We start from the raw sequence: 992 nt of genomic DNA on the forward strand, positions 1-992 counted from the left end.
GGTTTCCCCATTCGGAAATCGTAGACTCAAGTGGCTTTTACTGCCTAATCTACGCTTATCGCAAGTTAATACGTCCTTCATCGCCTCTGACTGCCCAGGCATCCACCGTGTACGCTTAGTCACTTAACCATACAACCCCAAGAGGTTTCGTATGGCAACAACCAAGGTTCACTCTCTATAAAAGAGAATTATTTGTTTTCGCCGGACTCTTACACAAGACACTTGAATGTGTTTGTTTTGAGAACTCGTTTTACCGTTCTTTATAAATAAAGTGCCGATAAAACATTTGTAATTGAATCTAAAAGATTCAATTTACTAGTCAGCTTTCCAGATTGTTAAAGAGCATTGTGTTTCATTATCTCCGAAGAGACACAAGAACCACTTTCTAACAACACTCATCAGAGTGTATTTAGAAAGTGGTGGAGCTATGCGGGATCGAACCGCAGACCTCCTCGCTGCCAGCGAGGCGCTCTCCCAGCTGAGCTATAGCCCCATCAGGGTATTTCTGGGTTCTTTCAAAAAGAAAGAATGGTGGGCGATACCGGGCTCGAACCAGTGACCCCCTCCTTGTAAGGGAGGTGCTCTCCCAACTGAGCTAATCGCCCTCCGTGTTCAGCTTGTTTCCACTTTTAAAAAAGTAAAATCAAAACTGCCATCCTCTGAGGAGAAGATGGTGGGTCGTGCAGGATTCGAACCTGCGACCAATTGATTAAAAGTCAACTGCTCTACCAACTGAGCTAACGACCCGTGGCGTCCCATAGGGGAGTCGAACCCCTGTTACCGCCGTGAAAGGGCGGTGTCCTAGGCCTCTAGACGAATGGGACTAAGTGTTGCTTGCGAATGTTGTTGGGCAACATTCGCGCTCTCTTACATTTCGACCAAGCAATCTGTGTGGACACTGCATAAAACAGCAGGTCATATCGTTAAGGAGGTGATCCAGCCCCAGGTTCCCCTAGGGCTACCTTGTTACGACTTCACCCCAGTCATGAACC

The 992-nt window shown here is 47.0% G+C and carries 4 tRNA genes and 2 rRNA genes; all 6 read right to left on the bottom strand.

Features of this window, described 5'->3' with window-relative positions:
• Positions 1 to 129, bottom strand: a 23S ribosomal RNA gene (locus L4D78_RS28290); the annotation flags it as partial.
• Positions 130 to 417: 288 nt separating this feature from the next.
• Positions 418 to 493: transfer RNA gene (locus L4D78_RS28295), tRNA-Ala, on the bottom strand.
• Positions 494 to 529: 36 nt separating this feature from the next.
• A tRNA-Val gene (locus tag L4D78_RS28300) sits at positions 530 to 605 on the bottom strand.
• A gap of 66 nt (positions 606 to 671) precedes the next feature.
• Positions 672 to 747: transfer RNA gene (locus L4D78_RS28305), tRNA-Lys, on the bottom strand.
• 1 nt (position 748) lies between these two features.
• Positions 749 to 824: transfer RNA gene (locus L4D78_RS28310), tRNA-Glu, on the bottom strand.
• A 100-nt stretch (positions 825 to 924) separates the two neighbouring features.
• Positions 925 to 992, bottom strand: a 16S ribosomal RNA gene (locus L4D78_RS28315); the annotation flags it as partial.

Origin of the sequence: Photobacterium minamisatsumaniensis, from assembly GCF_050336695.1 — a bacterium.
Classification (GTDB): Bacteria; Pseudomonadota; Gammaproteobacteria; order Enterobacterales; family Vibrionaceae; genus Photobacterium; species Photobacterium minamisatsumaniensis.